Raw genomic sequence first — 18,184 nt, forward strand, 5'->3', positions numbered from 1 at the left:
TTAAAAAAAGTGCTATTTTATATATAAATTTCATTCTGAATATTATTTAAGTTTTTTAATTTATCTATTTGATCTAAAGTTCTTTCTAAAATATCTAGACGTCTTTGGTAGTTTTTAATCATTGCACTTATAACACGCCTTTGTTTACCATTTTTATTAAGATCTTTTATAAAAACCTTGTAATTGTCTTCTAGTTCTTCTAATTCTTCTAACGCATTTTCTATAATAGTTTCTGTGTCTAAATTTCTATTACTTTCTAAAGTTTTAATTTCTTGATTAATAGTAGAGACAAAATAATTTTGAACTTCTTCCATTTTAGGAGAAACATCTGCTAAATCCAATTGTCTTTTTTGATGATTGCTACCCAACCAAAAACCTAATACTAAAACAACAGAAGCAGCAACACTTAACCATTTCCAAGAGTTTTTCTTTTGTTTTGGATAGTTTAATTTTCTTTCAAATCGTTCTAAATGACCAGCGTTTGGTTCATTTGAATCAAAATTATTTTCAGAAAAAAATTGATGTAATTTATCTTCCATATACTTGTGTTTGTAAATTTTCTGCAAGTAAAACCTGCTTTAATTTTTTCTTGGCTCTAGAAACAGTTGTTCTTACATTTTCATTCGTGTATTCTAATATTTGCGAAATTTCTTCATAATCGTAACCTTCTATTAAATGTAAATTTAAAACTACTCTGTAATTCTCTTTTAAATTTTGAAGACAATTAAGCACAGTGCTAGCTTTAAATCCTCTGTAATCTATTGTTTCTTCTTCGACTTCATCATCAGTAACAACTTCCATTTTTACTTCTTGATATCTGTTGTTTTTCTTTAATTGTGTTAAACTTTTATTGATTACTATTCGTTTTAACCAAGCGCCAAAAGTAACTTCACCTTTATACATTTTCATTTTTGTAAAAGCAGTTAAAAATGCCTCTTGCATTAGATCTTCTGCTTCGAATTCATTTTTTAAAATACGATACGCTACATTATACATTGCTTTATAATAGCATTTGTACAATTCTAGCTGCGCATTTTTATCTTGCTTTTGGCAGCGCTCTAATAATTTGGTTATATGTGGTTGATTAGTTTCCAATAAAATGGTTCTATTCTATAGACAAAAAGCTTTTTAAAATGTGACACTTTCTAAGAAATAAAAGTAAACTTTTTTAAAAGAATACAATATTTAATGTTTTAGTTGTTGATTTTTAGATGTTTATAATTTGAAAATTAACCAAAAAAATCTCGAAACAAACGTTCGAGATTTTTTTATAAAGTATGTAAAGTAGTATTACATAGCTCCCCATTCTTTTAAAGAAGCCTTATTCATTTTTATGTAACCTGCATTTTTTGCTATTTCTGCATATTTTAAAGATTGTTTAGCAGCAGCAATTGCACTTTTCTTGTTTCCTGCTTTTGCATGAATTAAAGATTGTTTGCGTAAATACCGGAATTTAGGAGCATTTGCAGACATTGAAACTGCTTTGTCAATCCAAGTTTTTGCTTTATTAATATCTTTACCTGCTTCTAAGTAATAAGATGCGGCTGCATACATATCGTTTGCAGATGGCCCGCTCATCAATTTTTTTATATTTTTAGAAACCATTGCATCAGTTGGAGTTTCAAACTTTAAACCAACATAGGTGTTTTCCCACATAATACCGATTACTGCAGAATCATTTGTCAAATCATCAAAGCTAATTGTAAATGTTTCAATTACCATTGGTATATTTTGTGCGGCAACTGTTACTTTAGCAGCTACTTTAGTTTCATCCCATTTTGCAGGATTTCCCCAATTTGTTGCATCAGAATATAAAATGATATCCCAATTTTTTTGACCAGGAATTGTGTACAAAGCGTAGGTACCTTTATTTAATTTTTTTCCATCAATCATAAAATCAGTAGAAAACGTAACTTTCGTGTTTTCATTAGCTCCGGTTCTCCATACTTTTCCGTAGTCTTCTAAACCACCAAAAATCTTTCTACCTTTCATACTTGGTCTAGAATACTCAACAGTAACATCTGTTAAGCCAACAGCTTGCTCAATTTTTTGAAAAGGACTTGGTGCTGGAGTTTTTATTTGTGCATTTGAAGAAAAAGCCAAAGCAGCTACAAATAATGATAATATAATTTTTTTCATTTTATAAGTATTATTTAGTTTTTATAGTTTCAAAATTACAATTTCAAAAAAAGCGAAATGTTAATAAAAACTTAAAATAAGATGCTATTAAAAAGTACATTTCAATCGCTTTTTAGCATTTTTTTATGCTTTGCTTTTAGTAAAATATTTTTTTCTTAACCAAAAAGAAACACGCACTAATAGAATTAGAGCAGGAACTTCAACTAAAGGACCAATAACGCCTGTAAAAGCTTGACCAGAATTTAAGCCAAAAACTGCGATAGCAACCGCTATTGCTAATTCGAAATTATTACCTGCAGCGGTAAAAGCAACAGCTGTAGTTTTGTCATAATCTGCACCTGTAGCTTTTGTAAAAAAGAAGCCAATAATAAACATTAAACTAAAATAAATAAGTAACGGAATAGCAATTATTAAAACATCCATTGGTATTTGAACGATTAATTCTCCTTTTAAAGAAAACATAACAATAATTGTAAATAATAGCGCAATTAAGGTGATTGGAGAAATTGTTGGAATAAATTTATTGGTATACCATTCTTCTCCTTTTAACTTTACTAAAATTAATCTACTTAAAATTCCTAATAAAAAAGGAACTCCCAAATAAATGGCAACACTTTCTGCAATTGTTCCAATAGAAATGTCAACGATTGCACCTTCAAAACCAAAATAAGGAGGCAATACTGTTATAAATAACCAAGCATAAAAACTATAAGCAAAAACTTGAAAAATACTATTTAAGGCAACCAATCCTGCTCCATATTCGCTACTCCCTTCGGCAAGATCATTCCAAACTAACACCATTGCAATACATCTTGCCAATCCTATTAGAATTATACCGACCATATATTCGGATAATCGCTTAAGAATACAATAGCCAAAATAAACATTAACACCGGACCAATTATCCAATTTAAAATTAAAGAAATAGATAGTATTTTAATGTTTCTAAATACTTTAGGTAAAAGTGCATAATTTACCTTTGCTAATGGTGGATACATCATTAAAATTAAACCAATAGCAATTGGAATATTAGTAGTGCCACTACTAAAAGAGTCTATAAAATCTGGAAAGGTAGGTATAAAGTATCCTAAACCAACACCTATAGCCATTGCTATAAAAATCCATAAGGTTAAGTTTCTATCTAAAAAACTAAGCTTTTTTTAGTCATTTTTTAATCGAATTTAAAGTTTGTTATCGTGTAAAAAGTTACTGATATTATATTGTTTTGTTATATTGCAATATTACGATTAATATTGTAGATTTTAAACTTATTTTATTTATTTACTAATTAAATAACATTAAGTAAACATTAAAAAGGATTTGTATTTTTGCTGAATAATAAATCTAGAGATAATGAAAAATGTTAGCATTCTTGGTTGTGGTTGGTTAGGGAAACCTTTAGCGGTTTCTTTTTTAGAGGAAGGATATTTTGTAAAAGGATCTACAACATCCGAAGAAAAATTAACAGATTTAGAGGCTTTAGATATAGAGTCTTATATTGTAAATATTTCTGAATTTGAAGAGTTTGATACTTTTTTAAATACAGATATTTTAATTATTGCAATTACCTCAAAAGATATTGATGGTTTCGAAAATTTGATATCTCAAATTCAAAACTCTAGTGTTCAAAAAGTGATTTTTATAAGTTCTACTTCTGTTTATGATAGCTTAAATAAAGTGGTTACAGAAGAAGATGCAGTGTTAAATACACCGCTAACAGCTATCGAAAATTTATTTAGAGAAAATACTTTTTTCGAAACAACTATAATTCGTTTTGCTGGTTTATTTGGTGGCGAAAGACATCCTGCTAATTGGTTTAAAAATGGTAAAAAAATTCCGCAGCCAAAAGGTTTTGTAAATATGATTCATAGAGAAGATTGTATAGAAATTATACATGAAATTGTAGCTCAAAATTGTTGGAATACTACTTTTAATGCGTGCTCTAATCATCATCCTACAAGAAGAGAATTTTATACAATTACTAAATTAAGCAGAGATTTTGAAACGCCAGAATTTGAAAATAATGATGTTTATAAATGGAAAATTATTTCGTCAGAAAAACTACAAAAAACTTTAGATTATACTTTTATTCACGACGATTTATTATCCATATAAATCTACTAACTGTATTTTCTTTTTCTTAGAAAATTAAAGGTAAGGCCAAAGGCAAACAATAAAATTAAAGGTAATATTAGGTTTAAAAATTGCCAAAAAGTTCTTTCTTTATAAGCTTTTTGTTTGTCTAACATTTTAATTTTTAAGCTTTTGTTTCTTAATTTTAACAAACCTGCGTCATCTAATAAGTAATCTACAGCATTTAGTAAGAAATCTTTGTTGCCAAATTGCTGATTCGTCCATTTATCTCTAGCCAAGTCGTAAGGTTGTCCTTTCAAAATTTGATTTTTACCAATATCTCCATCAGAAATTACAATCATTTTATTTGGTTTAGATTGCTCTTTTAAGAGTGATGTTTTAAAAGGTTTTACTCTGTTTTTGTATGCCGAATTAAAAGAACCTTCTAGTAAAACAGCAAATAACTGATGACCGCCTTTATAATCTGTTTCTATAACTTCATCAGCAATAGATTGCAATTCTATAATTTTAGGAGTTCCTACTTTTTGTGTTAATAAAGAACTAACCAATAAAGGTGTTTTTTTTATGTTGTTTTTAAGAGTGTCTATTTGGTTAGCAAATTGTAATCTAACCGGAGAAACGTTTTTGGTAATTGTGTGATTCGGATTTCCGTTAACTAATGGATGGTAAAACCAATCTAAATTTTTAAACTGTGGTTGATTTGCAATTTGCCCTGTAGCAACCGGTATTTTTGCCGAGTATAAATCTTTTATCAAACTTGTGTTTATTCGAATTCCGTAAGAAAACAATAAGTTTGTAAGACCTAAATCTCTTGGATACGCTAGCATTTTACCCGAATTAACCAAACTATCTTGATCTGCTTGCACATTATCAATCATCCATAAAGTTTTACCTCCGTTGGTAATAAACTGATCTAAAACAAACTTTTCTTTATCTGTAAATTTTACTGTAGGTTTTGCAATAATTGCCAAATCTAAATTAGTTAAATCTTCTAAAGTTTTGTTAGCATTACTTTCTACAGAATCTAAAGTGAATTTTGCTAATCGGTATTTTTTTGCAACCTCACTTAAAAAACTATACTGATAAATATCTTTTAATTCTCCGTTACCAGTAATTATACCTACTTTTTTCTGCGTTTTTAATTGAATAGTATGTATGGCATTTGTAAAACTATATTCTAAATTTTCAATAGCTTTTTGCAATTGTTCTTCTTGTGATGCTACAATGGCATTTGGTAATAATGATACAATGGTAGACTTAGAACCCAAACTAACTTCTGCCCACGGAAAAATAATAGCTTCCGACATTTTACCATCTTCTTCTACCGTTAGTTGACTAGGCATCATGCCTTTCTTTATTAAGGCTTCTCTTTGATTGTCCGGATTTTCGAAATTGATTTTTATTCTCGAATTTTCCGAAGACAATTCTTCTAAATATTGTTGAGTTTCTACTTGTAATCGTTTAAATTCTGATGGAAAATCTCCTTCTAAATAAACCGTTATAAATAAGTTTTTATCAACCTTAGCAATACTGCTTTTAGTGGTTTCAGATAAAGTGTATCTTTTGTCTTTTGTAATATCAAATCTTTTATAAAAAGACTGATTTAGTAGGTTGATGCTTATCAATAAAACAATTACAATCGATATGTTTTTTATAGATTTATTCATTTTCTAAACGGATTTTTGTAATGAATAAAAAGAAAAATGTAATGCTTAAAAAGTAAATAATATCTCTAGTATCTATAACGCCTCTAGATATACTTTTATAGTGTTCGTTAATACCTAATTTCTTAATAACATAATTGTTGTCTAAAGAAACTGAAATGGCATCAAAACCATAAAAAAGTAAAAAAGTGATTAAAACACCTAATATAAATGCAACTATTTGGTTTTTTGATATGGTAGATGTAAACAGGCCAATTGCAGTATAGGTTGCTGCTAAAAACAACAAGCCGATGTAAGAACCAATGGTTGCACCAACATCTAAATTGCCAACAGAACTGCCTAATTGGTACACTGTGTATACATAAGTTAATGTTGGTAAAATAGCTATAATTACTAAAATTAAAGAAGCAGAAAATTTACCTAATACTATTTGCCAATTAGAAATTGGTTTCGTTTTTAGTAGTTCTATGGTACCATTGCTAAATTCATCAGCAAAACTTTTCATGGTAATTGCAGGAATTAGAAATAAAAATACCCAAGGAGCTAAATAAAAAAACGGATTTAAATCTGCAAAACCAGCATTTAAAATATTAAAATCGTCTTTAAAAACCCATAAAAATAAGCCGTTAATTAATAAAAAGACGCCGATAACCAAATATGCTATCGGACTCGAAAAAAACGAATTGAATTCTTTTTTTAGTATTGCAATCATTCTATAATTTACTTTCTAATTTAAAGATTCTATTGTAATTAAATGTGCTACATTTTCTTTTTGGTAAAAAAACAAAACCATTTTTTTCTAATAACGCTATCGAAGCAATATTATTTTTATGCGTAAAAGCTTCTATGGTTGTTAATGCTAATTTATCAAATCCAAAGGTAATTACTTTTTGCAAAGCTTCAGTCATAATTCCTTTTTGCTGAAAGTTTGGCTTTAGTTTATAGCCGATTTCGGCGTATGCACCAACTTTAGAAATATTATGTAACACAATACTGCCTATTACTTGATTTTGAAACTCAATTAACCAAAAGATTCTTTTATGCTGATCATATAAAGAATTACAAGATTTTATAAATGCAGATGCTTCTTCTAAATTCTGAATTCTTTTTGTACCTACAAACTTATTAATTTCTTCACTAGACCTTAATTCTAAAATAACGGCAATATCTAAATCGGTAGCTTTTCTTAAAATTAATCTTTCGGTTTTTAAAACCGGATATTCTGTGAAGTTAAAACTCATTTATTGTAAGCTAACTTTTTTGTCGACACTCCAAGCTGCAGGTTTATCGTTAAAAAAACTTTTGTTTTTGCCCAAACATTCTTAAAAAGTGCCGAGTTTCTGTAGTTTTCTAAATCTTGTTCTTCGTTCCAATAAGAATATGTAAAAAAGATATCTGGGTTGTTTTTATCTTGATATAATTCTAATAATTGGCAACCTTTAGAACCTCTTATAAATTCTTTTTTCTTCAAAAATTGATAAAAAAGTAGGTATGTGTTTCTGATGAAAACTCATCTTTACAATTCTTACAAACATAGTTTAGTTTAAAGTGGTAAATTCTTGTTTTGGCTCGTTAATAAAATTTATAGTAACAGTATCTCGATATGCCAAACCTAATAAAGAGCAAGCGCCACCAACAGTATCCAAATTGCTTCTGTAAATTGCAATTTCTATATAATTTGCAGAGTTAAAAATGGCTAATTTATGACCTTCGTATTGTTGATTACTGTAGGCGCTGTTAGACGCAACTTCGTTATATTTAGAAAACACTTTTGTAAATTTATGTTTTTTAGCATTGATTTCGAAATTTCTTCCTTTACCAATTTCTTGAAACATTTTTTTACTGATGTTTGTAATTACATTTCCGTAGTTATCTATATAAACAATGCCACCAATAATTTGATCTTGTAATTGATTTACTTTTGGCTGTATTTCTATAATTGTTTTGTATTCTGATATTTCTCTTCCTATTACTGTTAAATTTCCGCCACGAGCAATAAAGCAAGCAACTTGTACAAAAACTTCTAAAACTGGAAAACTACTTTCTATTCTATCATGAATAGTGATTTCTACAATTTTTGTTGGCTTAAATTCTGCAACAATCATAGAAATAATTCCGTTGTCCGGGCACACAAAATAATGACCATCCAATTCTAACGCAATGTGCTTGTTTTCTTCACTCAATTCAGAATCTACACCAATTACATGCACAGTTCCTTTAGGAAAACTTTTGTAAGAATTCTTTAGAATATACGCAGTTTCTGTAATGTTAAATGGCGAAATTTCATGTGTGATATCAACAATTTTTGCGTCTGGAAGTTCAGAGTAAATAGCCCCTTTTACAGCACCTACAAAGTGATCTTTCGTTCCGAAATCTGTGGTTAAAGTAATTAGAGACATTAATTTTTTAGCTGTTAATTAATTGTGTAAAAGTTGTTAACTATTTAACGCAAATCTAATCATTTTAGGAATTTTATTCGCTATTTTTAGTTGAAATAAAATTGATATCAATCTATAAAAAATAAACATTTGAACGAACGCATTATAGAGCTAGAAGAAATAAACCCAAAAGACTTTTTTGGGGCACATAATAGTACCATAGAACAATTAAAAAGGTATTTTCCGAAGATAAAAATCGTCGCAAGAGGATCTAAAATGAAAATTTACGGCGAGTCTGAACTTTTAGACGAGTTTGAAATTCGATTAGACCGATTGATAAAATACTATAACCGCTATAATAAATTAGATGAAAATAGTATCGAGCGTATTTTAACATCAAACGGAAACGAAGAAAAAACAAGTGCTTCTAAAAAAGCAAAAGATGTTTTGGTGCATGGTGTTAGCGGTAGATTAATTAAAGCACAAACAGAAAACCAGCGTAAAATGGTTTCTTTAATGGCTAAAAATGATATGTTATTTGCTGTTGGTCCTGCAGGAACAGGTAAAACATATACCGCAGTTGCTTTGGCTGTAAAAGCTTTAAAAGAAAAAGAAGTACGTAGAATTATTTTAACAAGACCTGCTGTAGAATCTGGTGAGAATTTAGGTTTTTTACCAGGAGATTTAAAAGAAAAATTAGATCCTTATATGCAACCCTTGTATGATGCATTAAGAGATATGATTCCGCATGAAAGGTTAGAATCTCATTTAGAAAAAGGAGTTATTCAAATTGCGCCTTTAGCATTTATGAGAGGTAGAACCTTAGACAATGCTTTTGTAATTTTAGATGAGGCACAAAATACTACTCACAATCAAATGAAAATGTTTTTAACCGTAATGGGTAAAAACGCAAAGTTTATAATTACCGGCGATCCTGGGCAAATAGATTTGCCAAGAAAACAAGTTTCCGGTTTAAAAGAATCTTTATTAGCTTTAAAAGATATTGAAGGTATTGCACAAGTTTATTTAGACGATAAAGATGTTGTAAGACACAGATTGGTTAAGAGAATTATTTCTGCTTATAAAAGCATAGAAACAGAATAGATAATGATAAAAATAGAAAAAGATAAACTAGGTTTACAAGACTATTTTTACATTGGATATTTATATTTAATAATCTTAGGAATTGTTAGTGATGCTATTTTTTACGGAATTTTTAGTGTTACTTATCTTAATTATACAACCATTTTAGATGCTTTAATATCTCCTATAAGTTTGCTTGCAAATAATTGGGTTTTATCTCTTGTACTAATATTTATGTTTGGTTTGTTGTATTTATATTTAACTAGATGGATGCCCAAATTGTATAAATACTTTAGAGTAAAAAAATGGTATCAAAAGATATATAATATAGAAAAATGGGATAAGAGATATGCTAAAATGGGAGACAAAAATAACCTGTTGCCAGCGTTAATGTTTTTGTTTTTTTTACTTTTTGTTTCTATGAGAACCGGTATGGGCATCGGTATGAAACATAAATATCAATCTAAAGAAATTATTCCAAATTATACGCTTGTTTTTAAAGACAACCAACAATTAGATGTTAGAAAAATAGGGCAGAATTCGGCCTATTTTTTCTATTTTATTCCAGGTGAGACAGAAATTACAGCAACACCAATTAGTGATAATTTAAAGCAAATAAAACGTTTAAAAAAGAAGAAAAAATAACTTTTTAAATTACTATTTTTGCACACTTAACAACACAACAACTAAAATGAATACAATTAACGAAACTAATTTTCAGTTTCCGAATCAGAAATCTGTTTACAAAGGAAAAGTAAGAGAAGTTTATAATATAGATAATGAACTTTTGGTAATGATAGCCACAGATAGATTATCTGCATTTGATGTTATTTTACCAAGACAAATTCCGTTTAAAGGTCAGATTTTAAATCAAATTGCAACCAAAATGATGAATGATACCGCAGATATTGTTCCGAATTGGTTACTTGCAAATCCAGATGAAAATGTAGCCGTTGGTCATTTATGTGATCCTTTTAAAGTAGAAATGGTTATAAGAGGTTATGTTTCGGGCACGCAGCAAGAGAATATAAATTAGGTAAAAGAATGCTTTGTGGTGTAAAAATGCCGGAAGGTTTAAAAGAAAACGATAAATTTCGAGAACCTTTAATTACACCTTCTACAAAGGCAGATAACGGCGAGCATGACGAAGATATTTCTAGAGAAGACATTTTAGCGAAAGGAATTGTTTCTGAAGAAGATTACATCGTCTTAGAAAATTACACAAGAGCTTTATTTAAAAGAGGAACTGAAATTGCAGCAAAAAGAGGCTTAATTTTAGTAGATACTAAATATGAATTTGGTAAAACGAAAGATGGTAAAATTGTTTTAATTGATGAAATTCATACACGAGACTCTTCTCGTTATTTTTATGCTGAAGGATACCAAGAAAGACAAGATAATAACGAACCACAAAAACAATTGTCTAAAGAATTTGTAAGACAATGGTTAATAGAAAACGGTTTTCAAGGTAAAGAAGGACAAGCAATACCAGAAATGAATGATGAAAAAATCATCGAAATTTCTAATAGATATATAGAATTATATGAACAAATTACCGGAGAAGCTTTTACAAAAGCTACTACAGATAATGTTCTAAATAGAATAGAAAATAATGTGTTGAAGTTTTTAGCTTCAAAATAAATCATCTCAAATTAAGTTAGATGTAAAAGCAAACAAAATCACTTGTTTAGGCAGTAATTATGTCAATTCGAGTGATTTCTTTTAGTTAACTTTACATAGAGAACAAACAAACAACAAATGATTATAGAACCAAGAACAAGAGGATTTATATGTTTAACATCTCACCCAACAGGTTGTGAGCAAAACGTAATCAATCAAATAGAATATATAAAGTTGAAAGGAAAAATAGACGGAGCAAAAAAAGTATTGGTAATTGGTGCCTCTACAGGTTTTGGTTTGGCATCTAGAATAACCAGTGCATTTGGTTCTGATGCAGCAACAATTGGCGTTTTCTTTGATAAACCAGCTACAGAAGGTAGACCAGGTTCACCAGGATATTACAACACAGCAGCATTTGAAAAACATGCACACCAAGCAGGTTTGTATGCAAAAAGTATTAATGGCGATGCATTTTCTAACGAAATAAAAGAAGAAGTTGTAAATCTAATTAAAGAAGATTTAGGGCAAGTAGATTTAGTAATTTACAGTTTAGCATCACCAGTTAGAAAACACCCAAATACTGGTAAAAGATTTAAATCAGTATTAAAACCAATCGGAGAAGTTTTTACAAACAAAACTGTAGATTTTCATACAGGTAAAGTATCAGAAATTTCTATAAATCCGGCAGAAGGTGAAGACGTAGAAAATACCGTAACCGTAATGGGAGGTGAAGATTGGAAAATGTGGATGGATGCTTTAAGTAAAGAAAATTTATTGGCAGAAGGTGCTACAACAGTAGCATATTCTTACATTGGCCCGAAGTAACAAAACCAGTATATAGAAACGGAACAATTGGTGCTGCTAAAGATCATTTAGAAGCAACAGCTTTTACAATTGCAGAAGATTTAAAAGCAATTAACGGTAATGCTTATGTTTCTGTAAACAAAGCATTGGTTACACAAGCAAGTTCTGCAATACCTGTAATACCTTTATATATTTCTTTGTTATTTAAAATAATGAAAGAAAACGGAACTCATGAAGGCTGTATCGAACAAATTCAGCGTTTGTATAGCGAACGTTTATTTGGTGGTGATTTAGCTTTGGATGAAAAAGGCAGAATTAGAATTGATGATTTAGAAATGAAAGAAGAAGTACAAGCTGCAATTGCAGAACTTTGGAAAGATGCTACATCAGAAAATTTAGCTGAAATTGGAGATTTAAAAGGTTACAGCGATGAGTTTTTTAATTTATTCGGATTTAAAGTAGACGGAGTAGATTACGACGTAGATGTAAATGAAATGGTACAAATACCAAGTATTCAATAAATAATAGTTACCAATTTTATTGGTTAAATTTTACAAATAATACCTTGCAATTTAATTTTGTGAGGTATTATTTTTTTATCTTGTAGTTAAATTTTTAAAACTTATGAAAGCAGTTACTATTAAGCAACTTAAAGATGAATTGTCGCATAAATCTGCCTCAGATTTAAAAGATTTATGCCTGCATTTGGCTCGATTTAAAAAAGAAAATAAAGAATTACTTACCTATTTATTATTCGAATCTCATGATGAAGAATCTTTTATAGCAACGATAAAAGAAGAAGTAGATTTACAGTTTAGCGAAATCAATACGAAGAGTTTTTTTACATTAGAAAAAGTGTTCGAAAAATATTAACGTCAATCAAAAAGCACATTCGTTATTCAAAGAAAAAGAAACAGAAGTAGAGTTGTTACTGTATTTTTGTGAAAAATTAAAAGCTTTTACACCTTCTATAAAAAGAAGTACGCGTTTACAAAGTGTTTTTGATACACAGGTAAGAATGATAAAAAAAGCTTTAGAAAAACTACACGAAGATTTACAATACGATTTTCAATTAGAATTAAACGAATTATTAGAAAATGAGTAGAACAAGACCTGTATTAGAAAACTTAATAACAGATAATATGTCTGAAGCAGAAGTTTTTCAAAATAAAACTTTACGACCTATTATAAAAATGCAACACAATTTGTTAATTGTGTTTTTTAAGAGTTATTTAAAGAAAAGAAAAATTGATTTTTCTGTTTTAACAGCCCAAAAGAAAAGAAGTAGAGTAAAAGCTATTTTTACAAAAGATATCAATTTTAAAAACCTAAATCTAGGTTTAATTATTGGAGATTTTTCGATGGAAGAGTATGCGTTTTACGATGAAAATTCATCAGAATTAAATAGAAGGATTTTACAGATAATTGCGCAAAGAATTCAAGATAGCTTAGATGAAATCTAAAAAAAAAAGGTGTTTGTAATTTTACAAACACCTTTTTTAAAATATAAATTTAAAATTATTGCTTCTTTTGAGCTGCTAATAATTTTTTCTGATATTTTCCTTGCACTACATCAACAATAACCAATACCGCTAATACAAAGTAAAAAGTAGTTTTACTCATTGGTACAATTTCGTTACCAAAAAGTTTAATATGTGCTAAATGTCCGCCTTCTGTAACTAACATTATTCCTACAATAAAAAGAATAAATAAACCCAATACTTCGTACATTCTGTTTTTTGCTAAAAAGCTAGAAATTCTATCAGCTAAAAATAACATTAGCAAACCACTAATTATAATAGCAATGGCCATTACAATAAAAGCGGTTGTAGAGTTTTCGATTTCACTAGTTAAACCAATTGCAGCTAAAATAGAATCGAAAGAAAAAACAAGATTCATAATTACAATACTTGTTATAACTGCATTAGCAGATTTAGCTCTTTTAGAATCACCTTCAATATCGTCATCTAAATTGTTAGTACCAATCATGTGCCAAATTTCTTTAATAGCTGTATAGATAATAAAACCACCACCTAATAAAACAATGATGCTGTGACCATTAAATTCAAAATGAACAATATCTTTTATTTCACCAGTTAAAAAAGAAAAAGGTTCTTGAAAAAAATCAATAATAGACACTAAAACAAAAAGCAATACAATTCTTAAAACAATTGCTATTAAGATTCCTGTTTTTCTAACTTTTTTTGATCTGCTACCGGCGCTTTTTTAGACTCTAAAGAAATATAAAGTAGGTTATCGAAACCAAGAACTGCTTGTAAAAGTACAAGCATAATTAATGTGAAAATTACTTCTAACATAGTTTTTTATTGTTTAATAAGTATGAAGTTCAAATATATTTGGATTGTAGAAAATACACAATTAATATTCGATTTACTTTTAACATTATAGTTTTAGGTAAATAAATGTTTAACTAGAATTCTAATACTTACAAAAGCTATTAAAATAGCAGTTGCCTTTTTAAGTTGCATAGGTTTAAGAATTGTTGCGCTTAATCTGCTTCCTATTTGTCCGCCAATAAAAACCGTAATTAATAAAATAGAAGTTAATTGCCAATCGATATTAAAATCTGGATTAGAATATTGCCCAATTAAACCAGCAATAGAGTTTACTAAAATAAATACACTAGCTGTGGCAGCAATTTTTTTAGGCGTATTCCAATTTGTAAGATGTAAAAGTGGTGCTAAGAAAATGCCTCCGCCAATACCAACCATTCCGAGAAATAAAACCGATAAAACCACCAAAGCCTGCATTTTTTAGAAAATTAGACTCTTTAAATTTAGCATCAGAAGAAATTATTTTTTTTGAAATCCACATAGTTATTGCTGCAAAAAGAAGTGTAAAACCCAAAAGAATAAAAAAGAAATTCTGACTTATTTTTAGTTTTCCGCCGAGAAATGCAAACGGAATACTTAAGAGAATTAAAGGCACTATTTTTTTCCATTCTATTTGTTTCTGCTGTTGAAATAATAAAACATTACTGGTAACAACAACAATGTTGCAAAGTAAAGCAGTTGCTCTAATTTGTGTAAATGCAATGCTTGTTAATGCTAAAATTGCTAAATAACTAGAACCTCCACCAAAACCAACAGCTGCATATAATATTGCCACTGAAAAAAAAGAATTATTACAGGTAAGTTTGTTAAAATTAAATCAAATTCCATAAAGCAAATATAATTTTCTATTTTTAGAAAGAATTATACTTAGCAAAACTTATTATGAGTAATTACCACATAAAACATTTAGAAGAATACTATCAAGTATACAGAAAGTCTATTAGAGAACCGAGAAAATTTTTGGGAAGAAATAGCCGAAGAGCATTTTATTTGGCGAAAAAAATGGGATAAAGTTCTAGAGTGGGATTTCTCGAAACCAGAAATAAAATGGTTTCAAGGTGCTAAATTAAATATTACAGAAAATTGTATTGATAGACATTTGGCAACTCGAGGAGATAAAACTGCTATTTTATTTGAGCCAAATAATCCGGATGAAGCTGCAGGACATATTACTTATAACCAATTGTACAAAAGAGTAAATCAGTTTGCAAATGTGTTAAAAGAGCAAGGTGTACAAAAAGGAGATCGAGTTTGTATTTATGTGCCGATGATACCGAGTTGGCAATTGCAACTTTAGCATGTGCGGAATTGGCGCAATACATTCTGTAGTTTTTGCAGGCTTTTCTGCAACAGCATTGGCAACAAGAATAAATGATTCTGATTGTAAAATGGTAATTACTGCTGATGGATCTTATAGAGGCTCAAAAACCATAGACTTAAAAGGAATTGTTGATGAAGCTTTAGAAAATTGTGGTTGTGTAGAAACTGTTTTAGTTGCAAAAAGAATTCAATCTAATATATCGATGAAATCTGATAGAGATAAATGGTTACAACCTTTGTTAGATAATGCTTCTGATGTTTGTGAGGCAGAGGTAATGAATGCCGAAGACCCGTTATTTATTTTATACACTTCGGTTCTACAGGAACGCCAAAAGGAATGGTGCATACTACTGCAGGATATATGGTTTATGCTGCTTATACTTTTAAAAATGCATTTCAATATAGAGAAAATGATGTGTATTGGTGTACCGCAGATATTGGTTGGATTACCGGACATTCTTATATTGTTTATGGTCCGTTAGCAAACGGTGCAACAACTGTTATGTTTGAAGGTGTACCAAGTTATCCAGATTTTGGTCGTTTTTGGCAAATTGTAGAAAAGCATAAAGTAAATCAGTTTTATACAGCACCAACGGCAATTAGAGCATTGGCAAAACAAGGTACAGAATTGGTAGATAAATATGATTTGTCTTCGTTAAAAGTTTTGGGTTCTGTTGGTGAGCCCATAAATGAAGAAGCATGGCATTGGTATAATGATAATGTTGGTAAAAAGAAAAGTCCGATTATTGATTCTTGGTGGCAAACAGAAACTGGCGGAATTATGATTACACCAATTCCGTATGTTACACCTACAAAACCAACCTATGCAACATTACCCTTTATAGGTATTCAACCAGCTTTGATGGATGAAAACGGACAAGAATTAAAAGGAAATCAAGTAGAAGGAAGGTTGTGTATAAAATTTCCTTGGCCAAGTATTGCGAGAACTATTTGGGGTAATCATCAACGATATAAAGAAACCTATTTTTCTGCTTTCGAAAATAACTATTTTACGGGCGATGGCGCCTTAAGAGACGAAGTTGGTTATTATCGAATAACTGGTAGAGTAGATGATGTTATTATTGTTTCGGACATAATTTAGGAACTGCACCAATAGAAGATGCTATAAACGAGCATCCGGCAATTGCCGAATCTGCTATTGTTGGTTTTCCGCACGATATTAAAGGAAGTGCTTTATACGGTTATATTACTTTAAAGGATGCCGGAGAATATAGAAATCATGATAATCTTAAAAAAGAAATCAATCAATTAATTGCAGACAGAATTGGACCAATTGCAAAATTAGATAAAATTCAATTTTCAGAAGGATTGCCAAAAACACGTTCAGGAAAAATTATGCGTCGTATTTTACGTAAAATTGCAGCTAATGAAATGGATAACTTAGGCGATACAAGTACATTGTTAAATCCGGAAGTTGTGCAAAGTATTATTGATAATAGATTGTAAACTAATTTGTAGTAAGTTTTATTTATTATATAGGTGATTTCTGAATTAAAGATTTACAAAATTATAATTTATAAATCGCCTTTATAACAAATGTTCTAGGAAAAACAAAAGTTCTTCTTTCAGAAAATAAATTTGAAGACAAAGTAGAGTTTAATTTAGAAATATTGTTACCAATATTTGTGCCTAATAGTTCAAAGCCCCAAGGACTATTTTCTTTTTGATAAAAAATGGAAGCATTTAATTCGTTAAACGAATTGGTGTTTTTAGTAGCGTTATTTTTATAAAAATTATACAAATATTCAGTTTTAAATTTCCAATTTTCGTACTCATAATCTACAGCAACATCTAAATTAGATAAATTAGAAATTGCACTAAATAAAGAGTTTGTGTTGTCTTTATGTGTTTGAGAATATGAAAAATCTATATTTGGTTTATTATCATATACAGTTCTAAAACTGGCTCGGGTTAAAAATGAATTATTATTAGACTTAATTTTATTATTGTTTATAAATGTTGCGTAATTGGAATTTGTATATTCTGTTAATACAGTAGCTTTCCAGTATTTATAATTGTAAACAACTCTAAAATTTGTAGTTAAAGATTTGTTGGGAGTATCAATGTTAATAGGATTAATAATATTAAAAATAGTTGAAGTGTTAAAAATATTCTGGACTTGATTATTTCTTATCTTATAATAAATACTTGGGTAAAAACTCCAACCATAGGTTTTGTAATTTCTATAACTTAAACTAACAAAGTGATAAAAAGTTTCTTTTAAATCCGTGTTACCAGTATAGATATTATTGTAATTATTTAAAATATTATTAGAAATTAATTGTCTTGTGCTTGGAAATGTATTTGTAAGGTTGTATTTAAAGATAAGCTTCTTTCTATTAGTAATATCCCAATCCATTTCAATTTTAGGTAGTAGTAAATTAGATTGATAAGAGCTGTTGTTATTAAGGTCTAAACTTGTTCTGTAGTAATTTTGATATTTTAATTCTGCCGTAAAAATAGCATCACCAATTAATTTTTTATATAAAATACTTGTAAAAATTGTAAATTGGTTGTGATATAGATTATTAGAAAAATTACTAATAGTTGTATTATCTTGTTGTAAATTACTCTTAAATTTATTTTGTTCGAAATTATTACCAACATTAAAATAAAGATGATTCACATTATCTAATATCCAAAAGTGCTTTAAAGCCACATTATATTCAAACTTTTCAGTTGAAGATTTTTTTAGAACATTTATACT

At 29.0% G+C, this 18,184-nt stretch carries 16 protein-coding genes and 6 pseudogenes; 8 read left to right on the forward strand and 14 right to left on the reverse strand.

What is annotated here, in order from left to right; genetic code table 11:
• Window positions 1-17: 17 nt before the first annotated feature.
• From ACZ1HD_RS05670 to arsB, 4 genes and pseudogenes are all read right to left on the reverse strand, one after another.
• Window positions 18-539, reverse strand: coding sequence for a hypothetical protein (locus ACZ1HD_RS05670; RefSeq protein WP_472688865.1), 522 nt, complete (start codon window positions 537-539; stop codon window positions 18-20).
• Window positions 529-1,095 (reverse strand): RNA polymerase sigma factor, encoded by a 567-nt coding sequence (locus tag ACZ1HD_RS05675; protein WP_154066965.1) that lies wholly within the window; start codon window positions 1,093-1,095, stop codon window positions 529-531. Before ACZ1HD_RS05675 ends, ACZ1HD_RS05670 begins: the two co-directional genes overlap by 11 nt.
• 195 nt (window positions 1,096-1,290) lie before the next feature.
• Window positions 1,291-2,139 carry a DUF2911 domain-containing protein gene (locus ACZ1HD_RS05680; RefSeq protein WP_472688866.1) on the reverse strand — a complete coding sequence of 283 codons (849 nt, stop codon included), beginning with the start codon at window positions 2,137-2,139 and terminating at the stop codon, window positions 1,291-1,293.
• A 123-nt stretch (window positions 2,140-2,262) separates the two neighbouring features.
• Window positions 2,263-3,248, reverse strand: a pseudogene (gene arsB, locus ACZ1HD_RS05685) (ACR3 family arsenite efflux transporter).
• 244 nt (window positions 3,249-3,492) lie between these two features.
• Here arsB and ACZ1HD_RS05690 point away from each other — a divergent pair.
• Window positions 3,493-4,254, forward strand: a complete 762-nt coding sequence (locus ACZ1HD_RS05690; protein WP_472688867.1) for an NAD(P)H-binding protein — start codon at window positions 3,493-3,495, stop codon at window positions 4,252-4,254.
• A gap of 5 nt (window positions 4,255-4,259) precedes the next feature.
• Here the strand turns inward: ACZ1HD_RS05690 and gldG are convergent, their stop codons facing one another.
• The 5 genes and pseudogenes from gldG to ACZ1HD_RS05715 form a co-directional block, all read right to left on the reverse strand.
• Window positions 4,260-5,900 (reverse strand): gliding motility-associated ABC transporter substrate-binding protein GldG, encoded by a 1,641-nt coding sequence (gldG, locus tag ACZ1HD_RS05695; RefSeq protein ID WP_472688868.1) that lies wholly within the window; start codon window positions 5,898-5,900, stop codon window positions 4,260-4,262.
• Window positions 5,893-6,609, reverse strand: coding sequence for a gliding motility-associated ABC transporter permease subunit GldF (gldF, locus tag ACZ1HD_RS05700; RefSeq protein ID WP_472688869.1), 717 nt, complete (start codon window positions 6,607-6,609; stop codon window positions 5,893-5,895). The genes gldG and gldF overlap by 8 nt, the downstream gene beginning before the upstream one ends.
• Before the next feature lies 1 nt (window position 6,610).
• Window positions 6,611-7,138: a GNAT family N-acetyltransferase gene (locus tag ACZ1HD_RS05705; protein ID WP_472688870.1), complete on the reverse strand. Its 528-nt coding sequence runs from the start codon at window positions 7,136-7,138 to the stop codon at window positions 6,611-6,613.
• Window positions 7,139-7,432: pseudogene (locus ACZ1HD_RS05710) on the reverse strand (putative quinol monooxygenase). It lies immediately after the preceding gene.
• 3 nt (window positions 7,433-7,435) lie between these two features.
• Window positions 7,436-8,296, reverse strand: a complete 861-nt coding sequence (locus ACZ1HD_RS05715) for an SAM hydrolase/SAM-dependent halogenase family protein (protein WP_077808890.1) — start codon at window positions 8,294-8,296, stop codon at window positions 7,436-7,438.
• Window positions 8,297-8,425: 129 nt separating this feature from the next.
• On the opposite strand from ACZ1HD_RS05715, the gene ACZ1HD_RS05720 reads away from it, so the two are divergent.
• From ACZ1HD_RS05720 to ACZ1HD_RS05745, 6 genes and pseudogenes are all read left to right on the forward strand, one after another.
• On the forward strand, window positions 8,426-9,379 hold the full coding sequence (locus ACZ1HD_RS05720) for a PhoH family protein (RefSeq protein WP_472688871.1): 954 nt from the start codon (window positions 8,426-8,428) through the stop codon (window positions 9,377-9,379).
• Between the two features lie 3 nt (window positions 9,380-9,382).
• Entirely contained in the window at window positions 9,383-10,003 is a 621-nt protein-coding gene (locus ACZ1HD_RS05725; protein ID WP_472688872.1) for a hypothetical protein, read from the forward strand.
• Between the two features lie 46 nt (window positions 10,004-10,049).
• Window positions 10,050-10,999: pseudogene (locus ACZ1HD_RS05730) on the forward strand (phosphoribosylaminoimidazolesuccinocarboxamide synthase).
• A gap of 117 nt (window positions 11,000-11,116) precedes the next feature.
• A pseudogene (fabV, locus tag ACZ1HD_RS05735) lies at window positions 11,117-12,303 on the forward strand (enoyl-ACP reductase FabV).
• A 103-nt stretch (window positions 12,304-12,406) separates the two neighbouring features.
• Window positions 12,407-12,887: pseudogene (locus tag ACZ1HD_RS05740) on the forward strand (hypothetical protein).
• Window positions 12,880-13,245 (forward strand): glyoxalase, encoded by a 366-nt coding sequence (locus ACZ1HD_RS05745; RefSeq protein WP_079738492.1) that lies wholly within the window; start codon window positions 12,880-12,882, stop codon window positions 13,243-13,245. Before ACZ1HD_RS05740 ends, ACZ1HD_RS05745 begins: the two are co-directional and overlap by 8 nt.
• A 55-nt stretch (window positions 13,246-13,300) precedes the next feature.
• Here the strand turns inward: ACZ1HD_RS05745 and ACZ1HD_RS05750 are convergent, their stop codons facing one another.
• The 4 genes from ACZ1HD_RS05750 to ACZ1HD_RS05765 all read right to left on the reverse strand — a co-directional run bounded on the left by ACZ1HD_RS05750 (window position 13,301) and on the right by ACZ1HD_RS05765 (window position 14,911).
• The gene (locus ACZ1HD_RS05750; protein ID WP_472688873.1) at window positions 13,301-13,936 is read right to left on the reverse strand and encodes a TerC family protein; all 636 of its coding nucleotides are present in this window, start codon (window positions 13,934-13,936) and stop codon (window positions 13,301-13,303) included.
• A 23-nt stretch (window positions 13,937-13,959) separates the two neighbouring features.
• Window positions 13,960-14,100, reverse strand: coding sequence for a hypothetical protein (locus ACZ1HD_RS05755; RefSeq protein WP_472688874.1), 141 nt, complete (start codon window positions 14,098-14,100; stop codon window positions 13,960-13,962).
• A 93-nt stretch (window positions 14,101-14,193) separates the two neighbouring features.
• Window positions 14,194-14,514, reverse strand: coding sequence for a sulfite exporter TauE/SafE family protein (locus ACZ1HD_RS05760; RefSeq protein WP_472688875.1), 321 nt, complete (start codon window positions 14,512-14,514; stop codon window positions 14,194-14,196).
• Window positions 14,447-14,911, reverse strand: coding sequence for a sulfite exporter TauE/SafE family protein (locus ACZ1HD_RS05765; RefSeq protein ID WP_472688876.1), 465 nt, complete (start codon window positions 14,909-14,911; stop codon window positions 14,447-14,449). Before ACZ1HD_RS05765 ends, ACZ1HD_RS05760 begins: the two co-directional genes overlap by 68 nt.
• Before the next feature lie 107 nt (window positions 14,912-15,018).
• Between ACZ1HD_RS05765 and acs the strand changes: the two are divergent.
• Window positions 15,019-16,923, forward strand: a pseudogene (acs, locus tag ACZ1HD_RS05770) (acetate--CoA ligase).
• 61 nt (window positions 16,924-16,984) lie between these two features.
• On the opposite strand, the gene ACZ1HD_RS05775 reads toward acs, so the two are convergent.
• Window positions 16,985-18,136 carry a hypothetical protein gene (locus ACZ1HD_RS05775; protein WP_472688877.1) on the reverse strand — a complete coding sequence of 384 codons (1,152 nt, stop codon included), beginning with the start codon at window positions 18,134-18,136 and terminating at the stop codon, window positions 16,985-16,987.
• Between the last annotated feature and the right edge of the window lie 48 nt (window positions 18,137-18,184).

This window comes from Polaribacter sp. HA6-7 (genome assembly GCF_055693625.1).

What these genes read in the sequence shown, in the direction of transcription:
- ACZ1HD_RS05670 (WP_472688865.1), bottom strand. Translation starts at nt 539, where the DNA reads ATGGAAGATAAATTACATCAATTTTTTTCTGAAAATAATTTTGATTCA.
- ACZ1HD_RS05680 (WP_472688866.1), bottom strand. Translation starts at nt 2,139, where the DNA reads ATGAAAAAAATTATATTATCATTATTTGTAGCTGCTTTGGCTTTTTCT.
- ACZ1HD_RS05690 (WP_472688867.1), top strand. Translation starts at nt 3,493, where the DNA reads ATGAAAAATGTTAGCATTCTTGGTTGTGGTTGGTTAGGGAAACCTTTA.
- gldG (WP_472688868.1), bottom strand. Translation starts at nt 5,900, where the DNA reads ATGAATAAATCTATAAAAAACATATCGATTGTAATTGTTTTATTGATA.
- gldF (WP_472688869.1), bottom strand. Translation starts at nt 6,609, where the DNA reads ATGATTGCAATACTAAAAAAAGAATTCAATTCGTTTTTTTCGAGTCCG.
- ACZ1HD_RS05705 (WP_472688870.1), bottom strand. Translation starts at nt 7,138, where the DNA reads ATGAGTTTTAACTTCACAGAATATCCGGTTTTAAAAACCGAAAGATTA.
- ACZ1HD_RS05715 (WP_077808890.1), bottom strand. Translation starts at nt 8,296, where the DNA reads ATGTCTCTAATTACTTTAACCACAGATTTCGGAACGAAAGATCACTTT.
- ACZ1HD_RS05725 (WP_472688872.1), top strand. Translation starts at nt 9,383, where the DNA reads ATGATAAAAATAGAAAAAGATAAACTAGGTTTACAAGACTATTTTTAC.
- ACZ1HD_RS05745 (WP_079738492.1), top strand. Translation starts at nt 12,880, where the DNA reads ATGAGTAGAACAAGACCTGTATTAGAAAACTTAATAACAGATAATATG.
- ACZ1HD_RS05755 (WP_472688874.1), bottom strand. Translation starts at nt 14,100, where the DNA reads ATGTTAGAAGTAATTTTCACATTAATTATGCTTGTACTTTTACAAGCA.
- ACZ1HD_RS05760 (WP_472688875.1), bottom strand. Translation starts at nt 14,514, where the DNA reads ATGGTTGGTATTGGCGGAGGCATTTTCTTAGCACCACTTTTACATCTT.